Consider the following 20,077-nt stretch of genomic DNA (forward strand, 5'->3'; position numbering starts at 1 on the left):
AACCGCTTATGCGCTGGCTTCGCCCCCTGGCTGTTGCTGCACTGTGTGCTTCTGTCGCAGCATGCTCCACGTCACCTACCGGCCGCTCTCAGTTGCTGCTGCTTTCAGATGATCAGCTTAATCAAATGGGCCAGCAAGCCTTTGCGCAGTATCAACAAGATATTCCCACCGCAGGTCAGGCAAGCCACCGCTATGTACAGTGCATCGCGGATGCCATTGTAGAAGTATTGCCAGCCGAACAGCGTAATCTTGATTGGCAAATCCGTGTCTTTGAATCTGAACAGCCCAACGCCTTTGCTCTGCCCGGTGGCTACATGGGTGTAAATACGGGCATGCTTGATATCGCCACCAATCAAAACCAGCTTGCCTCGGTTGTCGGCCACGAAATTGGCCACGTCATTGCGAATCATGCCAACGAACGCGCCTCAACAAAAAGCGCAACGTCACTTGGTTTATCGGTACTTGCCAGCACCTCCGGCATGCAAACCCCGGGTGGCCAACAACTGATGGGGGTACTGGGGATGGGAGCGGAATACGGTATTGCGTTGCCGTTCTCCCGTAGTCATGAAAGTGAAGCCGATGTTATCGGCCTTCAGTTAATGGCCCAGGCAGGTTTTGACCCACGGGAAAGCGTTACCGTTTGGGAAAATATGCAGGCGGCCTCCGGCGGTGGCGCCCCACCCGCCTGGATGTCGACGCACCCAAGTGAAGGCCAGCGTATCGAAGGGCTTCAAGCCAGCATGAATAACGCCATAGCAAGCTACGAACAGGCGCGTAATAGCGGCCGCACTCCCAACTGCCCACGCCCCTAGGCACCTTAATATTGAGGTTTGAATGATTCGACTTGGTTTATTGCTGCTTGTCTTGCCGATTTTAGTGTTGCTCGGCGTCTATTTCTGGGAGCTTGGTGACGTACGCGCTTGCCAGCTCGACGGGGGGCATTGGGACTACCTGACAAATGCGTGCCGTGACACGCCGCAGCCCTTTGTATCGTGGCTTGAGCGCTCACCGCTGCTAGTCAACGGTGGCATGCTGGTCTCTGTGGTTGGTCTCGTTATGTGCATGATTGGCTTTTACACCAAATCTCGCTAAACACGAGAGAACACAACCAGCATTAACCGAAAAAGGCAGCCGCAAGGGCTGCCTTTTGCTGTCTTATCTTCAGAGCGTATGGAAACGCTCGCTATCGCTAGTCACTGGCGACGTTCAACGATTGCCTTAATAGTGTACGCACCGGGGCGGTTTCAGGCCGCAGGTTACGCCATAAAAAGAAAGATTCGGCGGCTTGCTCGACCAGCATACCCAGGCCATCGAGCAACTTGGCGCCGCGTGGCCCTGCCCACTGCAAAAACACCGTGGGCTCCGAGCCATACATCATGTCGTAGGCCCAAGCACCCTGGTTAAATAGGTTATTCGGTAACGGCGGCAAATCACCCGTAAGACTGGCACTGGTACCATTGATGACCAAATCAAACTGGCCTTCTAACGTCTCAAACCCACCGCCATGAAGGGTGCCTAAGTCGGCAAATGCGTCTGCTAATTGGACGGCTTTTGCCGCCGTTCGATTGACGATAACAACGTCACGAGGTTGCTCTGCAAGCAGCGGTTCAAGCACGCCACGCACTGCACCACCGGCACCGATCACCAGCACGCGTTTATCCTTAATGGGTACGTGATGGTATCCAAGGTCACGCACCAGCCCAATGCCATCCGTGGTATCACCGTAGGTACGGCCATTGCCGCCGACAATTAGTGTATTCACTGCCTGAGCACGCTTGGCACGATGGCTCAGGGTATCGCACAGCGCAAAGGCATCGCCTTTGAACGGTACGGTCACGTTCGCCCCTCGACCACCCGCTGCCACAAACTCTCGCCAGGCACTGGCAAAACCTTCCACCGGTGCAAGTTCGGCGGTATAGGTCATAGGTTGCTGAGTTTGGTTAGCAAACTCTTCGTGAATTAATGGCGACTTAGAGTGCTTAATCGGGTTTCCAAAGACACAGTAACGGTCGGTCATACAGGTTCCTTACACTTTACCTATCTGGGTGGCTTCGGCTAGCCAATCGCGTGGCACCAAGTACTCGTGCAACTTAGCCTCTCGGCTGCCCTCGGGCGGTGTAAATGCGTACTCCCAACGGGCTAGCGGCGGCATCGACATCAAGATGGATTCGGTGCGCCCACCGCTTTGCAAGCCAAACAGAGTGCCCCTATCCCACACTAAGTTAAATTCTACATAGCGGCCGCGGCGATAAAGCTGAAAATCACGCTCTTTTTCACCCCAAGCATCACCCTTACGGCGCTCTACAATCGGTACATAGGCGTCCAGAAAGCTATCGCCCACCGCACGCTGAAAAGCAAAACAGTCGTCGAAACTGCCTTCATTTAAATCATCGAAAAACAGTCCACCAACACCACGCGTCTCGTCGCGATGCTTAAGATAGAAGTACTCATCGCACCACGCTTTGTAGCGCGGATACACCTCTTCGCCAAATGGCACGCAGGCAGCCTGGGCAACCCGATGCCAGTGCACAACATCTTCAAACACCGGGTAGTAAGGCGTTAGATCAAAGCCGCCACCAAACCACCATACCGGCGCTTCACCCGTTTTTTCAGCAATAAAGAAACGGACATTTCCGTGGCTTGTCGGCACATTAGGGTTTTCAGGATGGAGCACCCAGGAAACACCCACCGCATGAAAGCTGCGTCCGGCTAGCTCTGGTCGTGCCGCCGTCGCCGAGGGGGGCAACTGAGCCCCGTAAACATGCGAGAAATTAACACCGCCTTTCTCGAAAACAGCGCCTTCTTCGATGACCCTTGAACGTCCGCCGCCGCCTTCTTCACGCTGCCAGCTATCTTCTTTAAATGTCGCTTTTCCATCAGCAGCGGCAAGCCCTGCACACAACCGCTCCTGCAGATCCAGAAGGTAATGTTTAACGTCGTCTAGGTGCTCGTGAGCCACAGTAACTCCAAAGAGGTCGAGGATAAGTGTGATTGGTAAGTAGTCAATGACAGAGACAGCTCAAGGCGCCTCGCTATGAACGCATTACTTTGCCCGTCACCAAGTCTTTGATGGTGCTGGGTTTTGCGTTACCCCCAAGCTCACCTGCTACAATCGCGGCGACCTCCTCACCGAAAATGGACGCGACTTCGTCAGCACTCATGGCGGGTGGGTCACCCGCGCGATTAGCGGAGGTAGAGACTAGCGGGCCACCAAAGGCCTCACAGAGCGCCTTCATCAGCGGATGGTCGGTCACCCGTAGAGCCACACTCTGATGGGCACCGCGCACTAAACCATGACTACGGCCATTGTCAGGCACTAGCCAAGTATTAGGGCCAGGCCAGCTGGCCGCTAAGGGCGCATGCAGTGCAACTGGCAGTTGGTTTAGCCAAGGCTGAAATTGCTGAATATTCGCAGCAACAAGAATCACCCCTTTGGCGGGATCACGCTCTTTCATACGCATCAAATGCGCCAGCGCTTCATCGTTATCTGGGTCACAGCTCAGCCCCCAGACTGCTTCGGTGGGGCAGGCGATAACGCCCCCCTCTTTTAATGCTCGTACCGCTTCTTTAACCTCAACAGCCGATTTCATAGATGCTCCTCGTTACAAACGCGGCCCCTCATCACCTGAGATTGATACATCTTCAGTAGATGAAAAACGGTTACTTACATCCTACCATGGCCGCGTCAAACGCACCCAGCCGCCCGCTTGCTGCGCTACTTTGCCATCAAGTTCCAGCATCAATAACCGTTGTTGGCATTCACTGACCGTAAGGCCCGCGCTCTGAACCAATATATCAATTGGCGTTGGCGTTGCGCCCAGCGCGCTTAGTACATTGTCCTTGGGCTCATCGTCCTCGATTGGCAAATCAAGGCTTGCGTTGTCAGTGATAGCACGTGGACCGGTTGGCATATAACGTTCAGCCCAGTGCTGCAACTCTTCTAAAATATCGTCCACATGACGCACCAGCGTCGCACCGCTACGTAATAACTGCAGGCAACCACGAGCCTGCACGTTATGTAGCGACCCGGGCAGTGCAAACAGCTCACGGTCTTGCTCAAGGGCTAATCGTGCGCTTACCAACGAGCCGCTCTTCTCAGTCGCTTCGACCACTAACGTACCTAATGAAAGGCCGGTTACAATTCGATTACGTCGGGGAAAAAAGGCTGGTCGAGCAACGGTTCCTGGCGGATGCTCGGATAATAACAAGCCTCCTGGCACGCTACTTAGCTGCTCATGTAAATCACGGTGACGGGGCGGATAAATGACATCAGCGCCACAGCCAAGCACCGCAATCGACTGCCCGCCTGCCGCTAACGCTGCGCGCTGTGCAACCCCATCAACCCCGAGAGCCATGCCGCTGACGATGCACCAGCCGCGATTAGCAAGCTCTCTGGCAAACGCCTGAGCATTACCGCTTCCTTCAGCAGTGGGACGCCGAGTGCCCACCATGGCCAGTTTTGGGCCATCTAGTGCACTAAGATCACCTTGTGCCCAAAGCACCACAGGTGGGTCCGGCAATTGATCGAGCAACTCAGGCCATGCGGGATGATTGCGATGGAGCAAATGGCGATTAGGCGCAGCCGCTAGCCATGCGAAGGTATGGTCGACTGCCTGCTGCAACGGGCTGCGCTCTGGCTGCGCTAGCCAAAGCCGCAGCGCACTCGCGGCATTACTGGGCAGCCCAGCAAGCCAGCCATGGGGCCATTGCGGCTGTTTGGCGGCCAGCGCTGCGGTGCGAAGCGCCCCCATGCCCGGTAGCTCATTCACCACTAGCCACTCCTTGGCATCCATACCTATCCCCTGTTAGTTGCGCGGTGTTTAGCGTATCGGCGTGTGTACCCGGTCTCCAACCGCTAAAACGTTCGATGCCTGCATCACCAACGCATAGCTCATCAGGCTATACGGCTTTACCACCATGACTCTTCCCGCCTCAGTGGCGGGTAGTTGCAGAAGCTCCTGGCTACGCGGGTCATTAACAAGTTCGCCCTGCTGGCCAACATGTAATACATGACCGGGCTGCAAGCCATCCTGAGTACCAATATCCAGTGCCACTATTTGTAAGCGTCCAATAAAGCGCACTCCGCCAGGTACCGCAATAATCTGGCCAGCGACATCGTTCAACGGTAAACGAGGCTGAAAGCTATTTTCTGACGACTGAGATTCAAACAACGGGGCGTCAAGCGGCAGCAAAATATCGTTATTACGCACTTCCTGGTAAGCACTGAGGACTTCTAAGCGGGCAATATCTCCCTCTCTGCTGAGCTGGCGCGCTTCGCCAATATTGATTAACTCCGTACCTAACGGGATACCCTCAGCGGAAACATAACGCTCGCCCAGACGATAAATACCTAAACGCACTCTGGACGGCAGTACGCCGCGCGCATACAACGTATCGCCTGCGCCACTCATCAAGCGTTGATTCTCACCGCCGACAACGTAGGCCAGTTCCCGGGTAGGCGTGTCCGGCTCTGCGACTCGATGTTCTCGCAAAAACGCCCGGATCGCTTCCATCGGAAGCGGCGCCATTGCCTGTTGCTGAGGAGCGGCGCGCATCTGGGGAGAAAGCTTTACCACCCGCTGCGGAGATTCCCACGCCAATGCGGCGGTCGTCATAAGCGTCAAACATGCCAACGACACGCTATAATAAAGAAACCTTTTCGCCACTGCCCTTTTCACCACCATCCTGTGCTCTCTTGTCAGTTATGGGTGAAGCCGTTGAGGGGAGCTGCATGGCGTTGTACGTGCCCAGGAACGCTTACAGCATGATATAGTGGCCGATAGTAAAGCACTTAGGCCTGCCAACACAGGTGGCAAGGCCTGCTCATATTAAAGACTCAGCATAACGGTGATTGTAACGCCATGGCCAAACTTCCTATTCTCGAATTCCCCGACGAGCGCCTGCGCACCAAGGCTGCACCGGTGGAAACCGTTGACGATGAGGTCCGCCAGCTCGTCGACGATATGTTGGAGACCATGTACGACGCGCGCGGCATCGGCCTTGCAGCGACACAAATCGATGTTCATCGACGTGTCGTAGTAATGGATGTCAGCGACGATAACTCGCAGCCGCTAGTACTTATTAATCCGCGCTACGAGCCGATTGGTGACGAAAAAGAGCCGCTTTCTGAAGGCTGTCTATCGATTCCGGAATACTACGCTGAAGTCCCGCGCTATTTAAAAGTAAAGCTGAACGCGCTAGATCGTAGTGGTGAGCCCTACGAGTTAGAAGCCGATGGCTTATTAGCCCACTGCATTCAGCATGAGTATGACCATTTGGAAGGCGTGCTTTTTGTTGACTACTTATCACCCCTAAAGCGTGACCGAGTGATGAAAAAGATGCAGAAACGCCACAAGCTATTACACGACGCATAAACCGACCTACGCCGTGTTATTGCTGGCCGAGCTGACACGCTGCAAACGCACAGAATGTTATTCCTGGTGCGTTGTAGCGTTGCTTCTCGGCCTTTATTTGTTTCCCCCACGGCACACGATTACTTTCCCCCTTCAATGCTAGGTAGTCATCACCATGTCACAGTTGCGCGTTGTTTTTGCTGGCACGCCGGATTTCGCCGCTTCAAGCCTTGCTGCCGTGCTCGAAAGTCAGCATCAGGTGGTAGCGGTATATACTCAACCTGACCGCCCAGCTGGCCGCGGGCGCAAGCTCACCCCAAGCCCCGTCAAGCAGCTTGCTGTTGAGCATGGGCTACCTGTCTACCAGCCCGTCAGCTTAAAAAGCACTGATGCCCAAGCGGAACTGGCTGCATTGAACGCCGACGTAATGGTTGTCGTTGCTTATGGGCTACTACTGCCACAGGCCGTGCTCGATATTCCCCGCTTAGGCTGCATCAACGTGCACGCATCGCTGCTACCACGCTGGCGAGGTGCCGCCCCCATCCAACGCGCTATTGAAGCCGGTGATAGCGCATCAGGCGTCACCATTATGCAAATGGATGCGGGTCTGGATACCGGTGAGATGCTGTATGAAGTGCGTACGCCGATCACCTCGCGCACCACGGGCGGGGACTTGCATGATCGGCTGGCCATTCAAGGGGCGAATGCACTGATTAACGTGCTGGATGCGCTGGACAGCAACAATTTAAAAGCAACACCGCAGCCTGACGAGGGCGTCACCTACGCCGCCAAGCTCAGCAAAGCGGAAGCCGAGCTGGACTTCCATCAACCTGCCGAGCCGCTAGCGCGCAAAATACGTGCGTTCAACCCGTGGCCAGTGGCTTGGTGCACGTTAGGCAATGATCGCTTACGTTTGTTGATGGCCAGTGTTGAACCAGGTGAACAGCCTTCCACTACGCCCGGCACACTACTCGAACATGGCGAGGATCACCTACGCATTGCCTGTGGCGAGCAAGGCCAAGAAGTACTGTGCATTAGCCATGCCCAGTTACCTGGTGGGAAAGCGATGGCCGTGCGCGACCTGCTTAACGCCCGACAAACCCCGCTTATCGTCGGCGCACGCCTTGGGCACGCCGCCGCTCATCAAGGAGTTAGTGAATGAGCCAGAATCGCCCACCCAAAGGCGGCAGCGGCCAGGAAGTTCGCGCCGCGGCCGCCCGCGCGCTAGTACCTGTTTTGACTGACCAAGGCTCACTAGCCGGGCTAGATGAGCACAGTGTGATTGCCCGCGACCGCAGCCTGTTAAAAGAGCTGTGTTACGGTACTTGCCGACGCTTGCCGCGCCTGGAAGCGTTGGCTGGCGCACTGCTCAAGCAGCCTTTTAAAAAGCGCGATAGTGATGTTCACGCCTTGTTACTGGTGGGAATCTACCAGCTGCTTTATATGCGTATTCCAGCACACGCAGCGGTTGGCGAAACCGCTGGCGCCGCTCGCCTGCTAGGCAAAGAGTGGGCTACCCGAGTGCTTAACGGCTGCCTGCGCCGCCTACAGCGTGAATCCGAAGCGCTTCAAGCCGCCGTTGACCTAGATGAGAGCGTTGCCCTGGAGCACCCGCCCTGGCTGCTTAATGCGTTGCGCAGCGCTTGGCCTGAACAGTGGCGCGCCATTGCCGCAGCGAACAATGAACCAGGCCCCATGACGCTGAGAGTCAATCAACACCACAACGACCGTGAAGCCTATTTACAACAGCTGACTGAGCAGGGACTAAGTGGGCACCTATGCCTACATGCGCCGGATGGCATTACCTTGGATGCACCCTGTGATGTCTCCATACTTCCCGGCTTTGAAGAAGGTCATGTCAGCGTCCAAGACGAAGCGGCTCAGCTTTCTGCCGCGCTGTTAGGGCCTGCATTAGCCCCCCGCCCAGGCGCCCACGTTCTCGATGCTTGCTGTGCGCCTGGCGGTAAAACTGCCCACCTATTAGAGCAGTTTGATATTGCTCTGACGGCCATTGATAGCGACAACCAGCGCCTAGGCCGTGTAGACGATACACTGAACCGCCTAGGCTTAACGGCAGAACTGCAGCACGCTGATGCTACCCAGCAAGACTGGTGGGACGGCGCGCCTTTCGACGCGATTTTGCTTGATGCGCCCTGTTCTGGCACGGGCGTTATTCGTCGTCACCCCGACATTAAAAAACTGCGCCGTAAAGAGGATATTCGCCAGCTCGCTAAGCTACAGCGCCAACTGCTGGATAACCTTTGGCCACTACTCCGCCCAGGCGGCACCTTGCTATACGCCACCTGTTCAGTGCTGCCCGAGGAAAACGCTGAGCAAATCAAGGCATTTCTTGACCGCACGCCCGATGCAGAAGTCACCACGCCAAATGACGTAGCCTGGGGCGAACCGAGTGGCCAAGGACGCCAACTGTTTCCCGCGCAAAGCAGTCATGATGGCTTTTTTTATGCCAGACTAGAGAAGCGTACTGCTTAACATACCGCCCCTACCGGGGCGGTAAACCGATGACAAGGATGGAGACACTATGAGTACCCACACTTATAAGCATATCGAGCTAACCGGTTCTTCTGAAAAGGGAATTGAAGAAGCTGTGCAAAGTGCCCTCGCCAAAGCATCAGAAACCATTCATAACTTGCGCTGGTTCGAAGTCACCGACACTCGTGGCCATATCGAGGACGGCCGTGTCGCTCACTGGCAGGTCACGATAAAAGTTGGCTTCACACTCGAGTAATCCCGACCTGCTTTTCGACGGCGGCTGGTTTACACTGGCCGCCGTCTTTATTGCAGCGCACATATCTCTTGCCGAGAACGCGCTGGCGCTTACAACGGAACCGATGCTTAGCAATGAAAATCATCATTCTCGGCGCCGGCCAGGTCGGCGGCACCCTAGCGGAGCACCTTGCCCGCGAAGAAAACGATATTACCGTCGTCGATACCGACGCCGCGAAACTGCGCGAACTGCACACCAAACTGGATATTCGCACCGTGACGGGCGCGGCTTCGTATCCTATTGTGCTGCGTCAGGCGGGCTGTGAAGACGCCGATATGTTGATTGCGGTGACCAACACCGATGAAATCAACATGATCGCCTGCCAAGTCGCCCATACGCTGTTTCGCACGCCTACCAAAATTGCCCGCGTACGCTCAACCGCCTACCTCACCCGTAAGGGGTTGTTCGCCCACGAAGCGATTCCTATTGATGTACTGATCAGCCCTGAACAAGTGGTCACGGATCATGTTCGCCGCCTGATTGAGCATCCCGGTGCGTTGCAGGTGTTGGAGTTTGCCGGTGGTTTAGTGCAGCTGGTGGCGGTCAAGGCGTTCTACGGTGGCCCGTTGGTGGGACAGGATTTAGCCTTTTTAGCCAAGCACATGCCCAATGTGGAAACACGCGTGGCGGCCATTTACCGCCGCAATCGGCCGATTATTCCCCGTGGTGATACGGTGATTGAAGCCGACGACGAAGTGTTTTTCCTGGCTGCACGGCGTGATATTCGCGCGGTAATGAGCGAACTACGCCGCGTTGAACGGGATTTCCGGCGGGTGGTGATTGCCGGTGGGGGCAATATAGGTGAACGCTTAGCCGAACACCTGGAGCACAGCCACCAAGTTAAGATTATCGAGCACAGTTTAGAGCGCTGTACTGCGCTTTCCGAGCGGCTTGACCGAACGGTGGTGCTCCACGGCAGCGCCACCAGCAAACGGCTGTTGGAAGAAGAGAACATCGAAGACTGCGATATCTTTTGTGCCCTGACCAACGACGACGAGGTCAATATTATGTCGTCGCTGCTGGCCAAACGCTTGGGCGCCAAGAAGGTACTGACGCTGATTAACAACGCTGCCTACGTGGACTTGGTTCAGGGGGGCGAAATCGATATCGCCATTTCCCCCCAGCAAGCGACCATCGGCAGCCTGCTCACCCACGTCCGCCGCGGCGATATTGTCAACGTGCACTCACTGCGCCGTGGCGCTGCGGAAGCCATCGAGGCGATCGCCCACGGTGACAAGCAGTCGTCCAAAGTGGTGGGCCGGACCATAGCTGAGATCAATCTGCCTGAAGGCACCACCATTGGTGCCATTGTGCGAGGCAAAGAGGTCATCATTGGCCATGGGGATGTAATGGTAGAGAGCGGCGACCACGTCATTCTATTCGTGATTGATAAGCGACGCATTCGTGACGTGGAGCGGCTATTCCAAGTGGGATTAACGTTCTTCTAGGCAATGGCCTTCTAGGCAACGCTCTTCAAGAAAACAGGCCACCGCTATGAGGCAACCACTGCTATGAGTTTGCGGGTCATACTACGCATTTTAGGGCTACTGTTGATGCTATTTAGCCTCACCATGTTGCCACCCATGCTGATATCACTTTGGTTTCGCGACGGTGTTTGGCATGCTTTCATGAGCGGCATCGCCATTTCAGTGATAACTGGCTTACTGCTTTTCCTACCCAATCGCCGCGCCCACAAAGAGCTACGAATTCGCGACGGCTTCATTATTGCGGCGATGTTTTGGACCGTACTGGCACTCTTCGGCTCGCTACCACTGATGCTGTTTGGTGAAGGCTCGCTCGGTATCACCGATGCGGTATTTGAATCGTTTTCCGGGCTAACCACGACCGGTGCAACCGTCATTACTGGCATCGATTTTCTGCCAGAATCCATCCTTTACTATCGCCAGCAGTTGCAGTGGTTAGGCGGCATGGGGATTGTAGTGTTAGCGGTGGCCATTTTGCCCACCTTGGGTGTTGGGGGAATGGCCCTGTACCGCACAGAAATTCCTGGCCCACTCAAGGATTCAAAGCTAACACCGCGAATTACCGAAACCGCCAAAGCGCTTTGGTACATCTACGCAACGCTAACGCTGGCCTGTATGGTCGCTTACATGTTGGCGGGGATGAGCTGGTTCGATGCCTTGGGACACAGCTTTTCGACCGTCGCGATTGGCGGATTTTCGACCTATGACGCCAGCATCGGCTACTTTGACAGTGCCGCCATTGAGCTGATTTGCGTTGGCTTTATGCTGATCTCAGCATTCAGCTTTAGCCTGCATTTTATTGCTTGGCGTGAAAAGCGCTTGCTGCACTACTTTCAGGACCCCGAAGCGCGCTTTTTAATGATATTTCTTGCTGGGTTAACCACGATCACCGTGATTACTTTGTGGCTCACGGACACCTACGACGATTTTGAAGGTCTGAGACACGCGCTGTTTGAAGTCGTCTCTGTCGCCACCACTGCGGGCTTTGCAGTTGCCGACTTTTCAGGCTGGCCGGGTGCGTTACCATTTCTGTTATTTGTCGCCGCGTTTGTAGGCGGTTGTTCCGGATCGACGGCGGGCGGCATGAAAGTAATCCGCATCATTCTGATCTTGAAGCAGGGCATGCGTGAAGTCATGCGCCTTATTCACCCCAACGCAGTCATTGCCGTTAAAGTGGGCAAAGTTAGTGTTCCCGACAGCATCGCCCAGGCGGTATGGGGCTTTTTCTCAGCCTACGTCATGCTATTTTTCTTGATGCTAGTAGGCGTTATGGCAACAGGTGTTGACCAAGTTACCGCTTGGTCCACGGTTGGTTCTGCACTGAACAATTTAGGCCCAGCATTGGGCGAAGCTAGCAGCCATTACGGCGACTTGCCCAGCCTAGCCAAGTGGATTTTGGTGCTAGCGATGCTGCTGGGCCGCTTGGAAATTTTCACGGTACTCGTGCTATTTACACCCGCCTTCTGGCGTCGTTAAACACGTATCAATGCTTTCTATTCAAATTGAGACACATTAATGATCCATGACGATGCAACACCGCTGGCGCAAGAACCCAACGCGCAGCCTAAGACCAGCGGCCCGTTAAAAACCGTCACCGTTGGCGGCACCCGTTACACCCTGCTCGGCACCGCTCACGTCTCTGCCGAAAGTGCCGATGACGTTCGCCAATTAATCAACAGTGGCACTTTCGATGCCGTTGCCATTGAGCTATGCGACGCACGTCATCACAGCATGGACAACCCCGATGCCATGGGGGAACAGGATCTTTTTCAGGTATTTAAACAGGGCAAAGCGGGCATGGTAGCGGCAAGTCTGGCGCTTGGTGCGTTTCAGCAACGGATTGCTGAGCAGTCAGGTATTCAGCCTGGCGCTGAAATGCGTGCAGCAGTAGAAGAGTGCCGTACCCACAAGCTGCCTTTAATGTTGGTCGATCGTGACGTTGGCATTACATTAAAACGCATTTACCGCAATGTCCCTTGGTGGCAACGCTTCTCGCTATTTTCGGGGCTAATTGGCAGTGTCATGTCGCGCCAAGATGTTTCCAAAGAGGATATCGAAAAGCTCAAAGAAGGCGATATGCTGGAAGCCACTTTCAGCGAATTTGCTGCCGAATCAGAAGCACTCTATACCCCGCTTATTCGCGAACGCGACCGCTATATGGCACTGCGCTTAGCTGAAGAAGCACCACCTGGGCGCTACCAAAACGTGTTAGTGGTGCTGGGTGCCGGGCATTTAAAAGGCACCGGAGAACACCTGGAAGCAGCGCTTCCTGAAAACCCTACCACTGAGCGTGAATCGCTGGAGGCAACGCCGCCACCGTCTAAACTCTGGAAAGCTGCCCCTTGGCTGATTACCGCGCTGGTTATCACCGGTTTTGTGATCGGCTTTTCGCGCAATACTGAGCTTGGCTGGCAGTTGGTCATTGAGTGGTTTTTAATCAATGGAATTTTATCCGGCGGCGCGACAATAGCGGCCCTTGCACACCCAGTGACGGTGATTGCCACTTTCTTTGCCGCCCCACTGACCTCGCTTAACCCCACCATTGGTGCAGGCTTTGTCGCCGCGGGGGTCGAACTCTATATGCGCAAACCGAAGGTGCGCGACTTTTCGACACTGCGCCATGATGTCACCGAGCTCAAAGGTTGGTGGAAAAACCGTGTCTCCCGTACGTTGCTGGTGTTTATTTTGGCAACATTAGGGTCTGCGGTGGGTACCTGGGTAGCAGGCTTTAGAATTGCCGGTGCACTGTTTGGTAGTGGCACTAGTTAGTTAAGCATTTGCCTCAGTTTGTCGATCTAACAGCCGCTGCATGGCAGCGGTTGGTTCAGCAATTTTGCGATAGTAACGGCTCTCGGCATAGCTATCGTTAAATACATCAAAGTAATCGTCTAGCACATCAGCGGCATTTTCATCACCACTTTGGCGCAGCAGTTCAATGGCAACCTCTGCCGTACACAGGTGCGCTTTTGAGGCGGGTTTGCGTAGCCGGTAGCGTGTTTCCCGCTCAGTGCGCAGCGGCAGTACCGGCAGCGTATCCAGATAAGGGCTCTTGCGGAACATTCGTCGCGCTTGGCGCCAAGTGCCATCTAAAATCACAAATACCGGAATACGCGCCTGCTGCTTCACAGCGTGCACGGCATTAATATCCACCACACGGTCTGCGTAGTCGGGCTGGTCATCTGGGAAGATCACAAAAGGCGCGTAGCGCGGATCTTCAAGCAGCGCGGCTAACTCTTCGTCCGGCGCGGTGCGATACCAGGTAAACACTTTGGTTTGCGTCAGCACATCACCAATTAACCGCCCGGTATTGGTCGGCTTGTAGTGTTCTATAGAGTGGGTCAACAGCCATACCTGGGCGGTGCTATCTGCTTTCACCTGATAAGGGCACAGACAGTTGAGCTCAGGAAGATTGCACCCTTCGCAGCGAGTGACAAAACTGCCCCGTGCTTTAAATTCACGCCGAGGTGGGCGCGGATGCCCCGTAGCAGGGTCGAAGTCAGTCAATGAAGAAGACTCAGGGGGCTGTGACGTAGCGTCAGACATCCGCGCTCCAATTTATAAAGGGCGATTAATAAAGGGCGATTAACAAAAGACGGTTAACAAAGGGCGCCGAGTATAAAGCAGCCCGGCCACCATGACGAACCCCTGCTCTCTAAAACCGCTCGTAGTAAACCAGAACACTCTGAACAGTTGACACCAAAAGCGTAACGCCGCTAGAGTCTCGTCAACTTTCAAAAGAAAAAAGGTTTACCCGTGACCGCCACCGCTTTCAATGCCGCCGCCCCGCGCCACGACTGGACGCTGGACGAAATTAATGCGCTGTTCGCGCTGCCCTTCAACGACCTGTTATTTAAAGCTCAGCAAGTGCATCGCGCCCACTTTGATGCTAACGCGGTGCAGGTTTCTACCCTGCTGTCGATTAAAACGGGGGCTTGCCCAGAAGACTGCAAATATTGCCCGCAGTCTGGTCACTACAATACCCAGCTCGAAAAAGAGAAGCTGCTGGAAATCGAAAAAGTCGTTGCCCAGGCCAAGGCCGCCAAGGAGGCCGGCGCTAGCCGTTTCTGTATGGGCGCGGCATGGCGCAGCCCGCGGGACAAAGATTTACTGCTGGTCGAAGAGATGGTTCGCCAAGTAAAAGCGCTGGGACTGGAAACCTGCATGACGCTAGGTATGGTCGACGGTGATCAAGCCAACCGCTTGGCAGCTGCGGGGTTGGATTACTACAACCATAACCTGGATACCTCCCCCGACTTTTACGCTGAAATCATCACTACCCGTACCTTCAGCGACCGCCTAGACACCCTGGCCACCGTGCGTGAAGCGGGCATGAAAGTATGCTCCGGCGGCATTTTAGGCATGGGCGAAGGCGCGCAAGACCGCAGCGCGCTGTTACAGCAGTTGGCGAAGCTGTCACCGCACCCAGAATCCGTGCCTATCAATATGCTGGTTAAGGTACCGGGCACTCCGCTGGAGAACGTCGAAGACTTGGACCCACTTGAGTTTATCCGCGCCGTAGCGGTGGCGCGGATTATGATGCCGCAAAGCCATGTGCGGCTTTCCGCTGGCCGCGAGCAGATGAGTGAGTCGACTCAAGCACTGGCATTTCTGGCGGGGGCCAACTCGATCTTCTACGGCGACAAACTGCTCACCACCGGCAATCCTCAGGCAGACCGCGACCGCGCGCTATTTGCAAAATTAGGCCTGCACCCTGAACGCCGTAATACCTGCGAAGATGAAGCCACTCACACCGAGCGACTCACCCAACAAGCTCAGCAGCGCGCCCAGGCAGAGCGGGCAGCAGCACTGGCGGTAGATGCCAGTGTCTGAAGCGTGGCTGCAGCGCCTAGCCAGTGCCCGTCAGCAGCGTGTCGATCACCAGCGCTGGCGACACCGCCAGGTGAATACCCTTGGCACGCTGGACTTTGCCGGCAATGACTATCTCGGGTTGGCTCATAATCCACGTGTACAAGCTGCCCAGGCAGAGGGTGCGCGCCGCTTTGGCGCAGGCGCGGGCGCGTCGCACTTGGTCAGCGGCCACTTGGAAGTCCACGACGCACTGGAAGACGCCCTGGCCGAGTGGACCGGACGGCAGCGTGCACTGCTGTTTTCCACCGGCTATATGGCTAACCTTGGCGTGTTGCAGGCGCTCGCCGACTCAAATACCGCTATTTTTCAAGACCGTTTAAATCATGCCTCGCTGTTAGATGGCGCAGTGTTAAGCGGCGCTCGCTCGCGACGCTTTCATCACCGCGATAGCGCTGATCTTGAACGTCTGTTGGCGCGCAGTTCCGCCCCCCATAAGCTGGTGGTCAGCGACGGCGTGTTCAGCATGGATGGCGACGTTGCCGATATTGCCACCCTTGCCCACGTCAGCCAGCAACACAACGCCTGGCTAATGATCGATGATGCTCACGGTCTGGGCGTGTTAGGCGCTAACGGCAGCGGCTGTGTGGAAGGTTTCGATAGCCAAGCGGTGCCTATTTTGGTGGGTACACTGGGCAAAGCACTGGGCACCGCTGGCGCGTTTGTGGCCGGTGACGCGGCGCTGATTGAGCACCTCATCCAGTTTGCTCGCAGCTATATCTATACCACGGCCCAGCCCCCCAGCATTGCCGCAGCGACCCTGGAAGCGCTGGCTATCGTGCAGCGCGAACCCGAACATCGCCAGCGGCTCCAGCGCCATATCAGCTACTTCCGCCAGCAGGCCCAGGCGCTAGGGCTGCCCCTTGCCGACTCTCATACGCCTATTCAACCGCTGCTACTCGGCAACGAGCCACGCACCATGGCTTGGGCGGCTAAGCTCGCCCAACGGGGCATTCACGTCGGGGCGATTCGTCCACCCACGGTACCCAATGGTGCTGCACGACTGCGCATTACGCTGAGTGCCCGCCACAAACCAGAGGATATTGATCGGCTTATTGAAGGGCTGAGTGCCTGTCAGCGAGAGGAAGCAGCATGTCCCGCCTAGACGCCCCTCAACGTCTGGTGCTGCTGTCGGGCTGGGGGATCGATCAGCGCATCTGGCAGCCGCTGGACACCTACTGGCCTGCCCATACTGAGGTACACACGGTGGACTGGCCGGGCTATGGCGATACCCCTGCCCTGGCTGAACCGGCCACCCTTGATACCCTTGCCAGCGCCATGGCCGACAAACTCCCCAGTAACGCTGTGTGGGTTGGCTGGTCACTGGGCGGGCTGTTAGCCAGCGCACTGCTCGATAAGCTGCCTGCGCCACGCGGCATGGTACTGATTGGCACAGGCGGGCAATTTTGTAGCGATGACGGCGTGAGCAAAGCCGAGCTTGCCAGCTTTCAGCGCGCCTTTAGCCGCGACCCCGACGCCACCTGGCGGCATTTCTTACGCTGGCAAACCCAAGGCGAACCTAACGCTCGCCACGCCCACCAGCAGCTACGTGCCATGTTGGGTGACACCCCCAGCGCCACGGCAAGCACGCTGTCCCAAGGGCTCCACTGGCTTGCCACTCTGGATAACACCCAGCGTTTGCAAGAGGCGCCCTGTCCGGTCATTCAACTCGTTGGCGAGCACGATCCGTTAGTAGCTTCCAGCACCCGCGCTCAGGCAATCAACCTTGCCCACGCGGGGCACTGTCCAATGCTTTCCCAACCTGCTCAACTAGTCGCGACCATCGCTTCCCAGGCCGCACTGGTCGCCAAGGAGCACGTATGTACCTAACGGCAACGCCAAACTGGCAGGCAAAAGTCGCCCACGCTTTTTCTCGCGCGGCACCCCGCTACGATGCGCTGGCCAGCGCTCAGCGACAGATAGGGGAAACGCTCTGGTCATCGCTTCCGCCTAGTGCCGACAACATACTCGACCTTGGCTGTGGTACCGGCGTCTGGACACAGCGACTAGCCACTCAATTTCCCCATGCCAACGTCACTGGGCTGGATATTGCCCCAGGCATGCTCGCCCATGCCCAGGCGCGCTATGGCCATCATATTCGTTGGCAGCAAGGCGATGCCGCTGCACTGCCTTTTGAGCGCGGAACTTTTGATCTGATATTTTCCAACCTTGCCATCCAGTGGTGCCGCGATATCGATGCGGTTATGCGCGAGCTTCAACGAGTGCTGTCCCCTGGCGGCCAAGTGCATCTCACGACACTCTTACCCGGCACGTTGGCAGAAGTCGCCTCTGCTTGGCAGCGCCCGGAGGCATTACTGCAAACGCCGAATGCCCAAGCGCTTGAACGCGCCGTTGCCTTAAGCGGCTTAACGCTGGTTGATCGCATTACCGAGTGGCGGCGGTTTTACTACCCCGATCTCACTGCCGTCATGGACTCAATTAAGGGAGTAGGCGCCCAGGTGGCGCGGCCCAAGGCACGTCTTACTCGCCGAGACCTGGTCGCCGCCCGCCAGCGTTTTGAAACGCTACGTGAACCCCAAGGGCTCCCCGTTAGCTACCACTGCATCACCCTGCACCTGGAAAAATCACCATGACCGTCTATTTCGTGACCGGCACCGATACCGATGCAGGTAAGACCCTGGCCACCAGCGCACTGCTATGCGCTGCCAAACAGCAGCAGCTCAGCACGCTGGGGCTTAAGCCGATTGCCTCTGGCAGCCACATCACGGCGGATGGGCTGCGCAATAGCGACGCCTTGGCGCTACAACAACAGAGCGCTCCCCCCGTCGATTACACCACCGTTAACCCGTGGGCGTTTGCGCCCGCTATTGCGCCGCACCTGGCCGCCAGCGAGGCGGGGTGCGCTCTTAACGTCAATAGTGTAGTGGCCTCGCTTACCGCCACCCTAAACGACATGCCGCGCGATTTAACGCTCATCGAAGGCGCTGGCGGCTGGCGTGTGCCACTCAATGAGCACAACGACTTTTCCGATATACCGCGGATGATGCAGCTGCCCGTTATTCTGGTCGTGGGACTAAAGCTTGGCTGTCTTAATCATGCGCGGCTTACCGCGGAGGTCATCGCTGCCGATGGCCTAACCCTTGCGGGTTGGGTCGGCAGTGTGGTGGACCCTGAGTTCGCCGCTGATACAGCGCGCTTTGAGTCCAATATCGCGCTTCTTAAAAACGCCCTTAACGTGCCATGTCTAGGCATTATTCCTCATTTAGCCACCGCCGATGCCACCCATGCGCGCCACGCGCTTTCACTATCTGCACTGCTCAACACTTCAGTTTTGAATCAGGAAGCCGCTTTATGAGTTCTCCCGTTTGGCACCCTTACGCCCACCTCAAAACACAAGCACCCGCCCCTAAAGTGGTCGGCGGCAGCGGTAGCCATTTCACCCTGGAAAGCGGCGAGCAACTGCTCGACGCGACCTGCTCCTGGTGGTGCATGATTCATGGCTATGGCCATCCACGTTTAGTCGCGGCCATTCGTGAACAGGCAGGCGAGCTATGCCATGTAATGCTAGGTGGCCTCACCCATGATCCCGCCGACCAGCTTGCTCGGGAGCTCGTGCGCATCACCCCTGACGGCCTTAATCACGTGTTTTACTCCGACAGCGGTTCAGTCGGGATGGAAGTGGCGATGAAAATGGCCCTGCAGTACCAGGTGCTCATCGGCCACCCCGAAAAGTGCAAGATGCTTTCGTTAATGAAGGCCTACCATGGCGACACCACCGGCTGTATGGCGGTATGCGACCCTGAAGAGGGCATGCATAGCCTGTTCGCCAGCCTGCTGCCCCAACACCACTTCGCCCCCGCGCCCACCGCACCGTTTAACGCCACACCGGAGCAGGTAGCCGACGATTTAGCGGCGCTGCGCGACGTATTGGCGAGCCATCACCATGAGATTGCTGCCCTGCTGATGGAGCCGTTGTTACAGGCAGCAGGCGGGCTGAATATGACCTCGCCTGACTACCTGCGCGGCGCACGGGCGCTATGCGATGAGTTTGGCGTGCTGCTAATTTTTGATGAAGTAGCCACCGGCTTTGGCCGCACTGGCAAGCTGTTTGCCGCCAATCACGCTGACGTAACACCGGATATTATGGTGCTCTCAAAAGGATTAACCGGCGGCTATCTAGGCCATGCAGCGACCCTGGCCAGCGACCGTGTTCACGATGCGTTTGTTGGCGACAGCGCCCACCATGCCTTTATGCACGGCCCGACATTTATGGGCAACCCGCTGGCCTGCCGTGTCGCGCTGGAAAGCCTGCGCGTGTTTGAAGAGGAGCACTACCTGGACAAGATTGCGGCACTCAGCCAACAGCTTAGCCGAGCGTTAATTGACGACTCCGCGCTGAACGCCCACCCAGACGTGGCCGATGTGCGAGTGCTGGGTGCCACCGCAGTGATTGAAGCGCACTCCGCCGAGACGCTGAAAGGTGTCGGGCAGTTCGCCCGCGAGCGAGGTGTGTGGCTGCGCCCAATCGGCCGCTGGCTTTACACCATGCCCGCTTATATCGCTACCGACGCCGACATCACTCAGATTACCGACGTAATGAAAGCATGGTTTTTGAAGCGATAGAC

The 20,077-nt window shown here is 56.4% G+C and carries 21 protein-coding genes; 15 read left to right on the forward strand and 6 right to left on the reverse strand.

Going from position 1 to position 20,077, the window contains the following annotated elements; translation table 11 throughout:
• Positions 1–8: 8 nt before the first annotated feature.
• The gene (locus JFC11_RS02260) at positions 9–812 is read left to right on the forward strand and encodes a M48 family metallopeptidase (RefSeq protein WP_198348628.1); all 804 of its coding nucleotides are present in this window, start codon (positions 9–11) and stop codon (positions 810–812) included.
• Between the two features lie 22 nt (positions 813–834).
• Complete coding sequence (locus JFC11_RS02265; RefSeq protein ID WP_038481419.1) at positions 835–1,092, forward strand: hypothetical protein; 258 nt, start codon at positions 835–837, stop codon at positions 1,090–1,092.
• A 97-nt stretch (positions 1,093–1,189) separates the two neighbouring features.
• Here JFC11_RS02265 and aroE read toward each other — a convergent pair whose 3' ends face one another.
• The 5 genes from aroE to JFC11_RS02290 all read right to left on the reverse strand — a co-directional run bounded on the left by aroE (position 1,190) and on the right by JFC11_RS02290 (position 5,684).
• Positions 1,190–2,017 carry a shikimate dehydrogenase gene (gene aroE / locus JFC11_RS02270; RefSeq protein ID WP_198348629.1) on the reverse strand — a complete coding sequence of 276 codons (828 nt, stop codon included), beginning with the start codon at positions 2,015–2,017 and terminating at the stop codon, positions 1,190–1,192.
• Positions 2,018–2,026: 9 nt separating this feature from the next.
• Positions 2,027–2,959 carry an oxygen-dependent coproporphyrinogen oxidase gene (gene hemF / locus JFC11_RS02275; protein ID WP_198348630.1) on the reverse strand — a complete coding sequence of 311 codons (933 nt, stop codon included), beginning with the start codon at positions 2,957–2,959 and terminating at the stop codon, positions 2,027–2,029.
• Positions 2,960–3,032: 73 nt separating this feature from the next.
• Positions 3,033–3,590: an L-threonylcarbamoyladenylate synthase type 1 TsaC gene (gene tsaC, locus JFC11_RS02280; protein WP_038481410.1), complete on the reverse strand. Its 558-nt coding sequence runs from the start codon at positions 3,588–3,590 to the stop codon at positions 3,033–3,035.
• 81 nt (positions 3,591–3,671) lie between these two features.
• Positions 3,672–4,793: a DNA-processing protein DprA gene (dprA, locus tag JFC11_RS02285; protein ID WP_198348631.1), complete on the reverse strand. Its 1,122-nt coding sequence runs from the start codon at positions 4,791–4,793 to the stop codon at positions 3,672–3,674.
• Positions 4,794–4,820: 27 nt separating this feature from the next.
• Positions 4,821–5,684 (reverse strand): peptidoglycan-binding protein, encoded by an 864-nt coding sequence (locus JFC11_RS02290; RefSeq protein ID WP_198348632.1) that lies wholly within the window; start codon positions 5,682–5,684, stop codon positions 4,821–4,823.
• 177 nt (positions 5,685–5,861) lie between these two features.
• Here JFC11_RS02290 and def point away from each other — a divergent pair, with 177 nt between their 5' ends.
• The 7 genes from def to JFC11_RS02325 all read left to right on the forward strand — a co-directional run bounded on the left by def (position 5,862) and on the right by JFC11_RS02325 (position 13,394).
• Entirely contained in the window at positions 5,862–6,374 is a 513-nt protein-coding gene (gene def / locus JFC11_RS02295; RefSeq protein ID WP_038481402.1) for a peptide deformylase, read from the forward strand.
• Positions 6,375–6,528: 154 nt separating this feature from the next.
• Complete coding sequence (fmt, locus tag JFC11_RS02300; protein WP_038481399.1) at positions 6,529–7,515, forward strand: methionyl-tRNA formyltransferase; 987 nt, start codon at positions 6,529–6,531, stop codon at positions 7,513–7,515.
• Complete coding sequence (gene rsmB, locus JFC11_RS02305; protein WP_038481396.1) at positions 7,512–8,846, forward strand: 16S rRNA (cytosine(967)-C(5))-methyltransferase RsmB; 1,335 nt, start codon at positions 7,512–7,514, stop codon at positions 8,844–8,846. The genes fmt and rsmB overlap by 4 nt, the downstream gene beginning before the upstream one ends.
• A 49-nt stretch (positions 8,847–8,895) precedes the next feature.
• Positions 8,896–9,102, forward strand: coding sequence for a dodecin (locus JFC11_RS02310; protein WP_038481393.1), 207 nt, complete (start codon positions 8,896–8,898; stop codon positions 9,100–9,102).
• 113 nt (positions 9,103–9,215) lie between these two features.
• Positions 9,216–10,589, forward strand: a complete 1,374-nt coding sequence (trkA, locus tag JFC11_RS02315; protein ID WP_038481390.1) for a Trk system potassium transporter TrkA — start codon at positions 9,216–9,218, stop codon at positions 10,587–10,589.
• Positions 10,590–10,652: 63 nt separating this feature from the next.
• Positions 10,653–12,101: a TrkH family potassium uptake protein gene (locus tag JFC11_RS02320; RefSeq protein ID WP_038481387.1), complete on the forward strand. Its 1,449-nt coding sequence runs from the start codon at positions 10,653–10,655 to the stop codon at positions 12,099–12,101.
• Between the two features lie 39 nt (positions 12,102–12,140).
• Positions 12,141–13,394 carry a TraB/GumN family protein gene (locus JFC11_RS02325; RefSeq protein WP_038481384.1) on the forward strand — a complete coding sequence of 418 codons (1,254 nt, stop codon included), beginning with the start codon at positions 12,141–12,143 and terminating at the stop codon, positions 13,392–13,394.
• Here the strand turns inward: JFC11_RS02325 and JFC11_RS02330 are convergent, their stop codons facing one another.
• Entirely contained in the window at positions 13,395–14,168 is a 774-nt protein-coding gene (locus JFC11_RS02330; RefSeq protein ID WP_198348633.1) for a tRNA-uridine aminocarboxypropyltransferase, read from the reverse strand.
• A gap of 210 nt (positions 14,169–14,378) precedes the next feature.
• Between JFC11_RS02330 and bioB the strand changes: the two genes are divergently transcribed.
• Genes bioB through bioA form a run of 6 tightly spaced genes read left to right on the forward strand, consistent with a single transcriptional unit; the run spans position 14,379 to position 20,075 of the window.
• Positions 14,379–15,455: a biotin synthase BioB gene (gene bioB, locus JFC11_RS02335; RefSeq protein ID WP_038481378.1), complete on the forward strand. Its 1,077-nt coding sequence runs from the start codon at positions 14,379–14,381 to the stop codon at positions 15,453–15,455.
• Positions 15,442–16,596 (forward strand): 8-amino-7-oxononanoate synthase, encoded by a 1,155-nt coding sequence (gene bioF / locus JFC11_RS02340; RefSeq protein WP_198348634.1) that lies wholly within the window; start codon positions 15,442–15,444, stop codon positions 16,594–16,596. The genes bioB and bioF overlap by 14 nt, the downstream gene beginning before the upstream one ends.
• The gene (locus tag JFC11_RS02345) at positions 16,584–17,321 is read left to right on the forward strand and encodes an alpha/beta fold hydrolase (protein ID WP_198348635.1); all 738 of its coding nucleotides are present in this window, start codon (positions 16,584–16,586) and stop codon (positions 17,319–17,321) included. The genes bioF and JFC11_RS02345 overlap by 13 nt, the downstream gene beginning before the upstream one ends.
• Entirely contained in the window at positions 17,312–18,085 is a 774-nt protein-coding gene (gene bioC / locus JFC11_RS02350) for a malonyl-ACP O-methyltransferase BioC (protein ID WP_198348636.1), read from the forward strand. The genes JFC11_RS02345 and bioC overlap by 10 nt, the downstream gene beginning before the upstream one ends.
• Positions 18,082–18,807: a dethiobiotin synthase gene (bioD, locus tag JFC11_RS02355; RefSeq protein ID WP_198348637.1), complete on the forward strand. Its 726-nt coding sequence runs from the start codon at positions 18,082–18,084 to the stop codon at positions 18,805–18,807. Before bioC ends, bioD begins: the two co-directional genes overlap by 4 nt.
• The gene (gene bioA, locus JFC11_RS02360) at positions 18,804–20,075 is read left to right on the forward strand and encodes an adenosylmethionine--8-amino-7-oxononanoate transaminase (RefSeq protein WP_198348638.1); all 1,272 of its coding nucleotides are present in this window, start codon (positions 18,804–18,806) and stop codon (positions 20,073–20,075) included. Before bioD ends, bioA begins: the two co-directional genes overlap by 4 nt.
• The last annotated feature ends 2 nt before the right edge of the window (positions 20,076–20,077 follow it).

The organism is Vreelandella alkaliphila, assembly GCF_016107625.1.
GTDB lineage: Bacteria > Pseudomonadota > Gammaproteobacteria > Pseudomonadales > Halomonadaceae > Vreelandella > Vreelandella alkaliphila.